The sequence below is a fragment of the Pseudoalteromonas sp. SIMBA_162 genome, from assembly GCF_046535955.1.
Lineage (GTDB): Bacteria > Pseudomonadota > Gammaproteobacteria > Enterobacterales > Alteromonadaceae > Pseudoalteromonas > Pseudoalteromonas marina.
Genome location: NZ_JAWJBQ010001178.1, coordinates 1 through 237 on the forward strand (window position 1 = coordinate 1; position 237 = coordinate 237).

The window sequence follows — 237 nt, forward strand, 5'->3', positions numbered from 1 at the left end:
GCATGATACTGAATTCCCCCGCAACTTAATTTCATATTCGATACAATAGGAACTGCATACCACTTTAAACCGAGATCAGAAAAAGTTTCGTATTGAGGATGGCGGATCGGTACTTCAAGAACATATTCATTGGGAATCGAAAAGATCTTTGGTTGATTATTTCCTATTTGGATTACAATCGGCAAAATATCAAAGGGTGTCCCCTTACCTTGCCACCCTAACCTTTGACAAACCTTG

1 protein-coding gene is annotated in these 237 nt (G+C 39.2%); it reads right to left on the reverse strand.

Translation table 11 applies throughout. The annotated features are described in order from the left end of the window. Positions 1-237 (reverse strand): nitric oxide synthase oxygenase (locus tag R0J88_RS23400; RefSeq protein WP_410901375.1); only part of this gene is annotated, 237 nt, incomplete at both ends.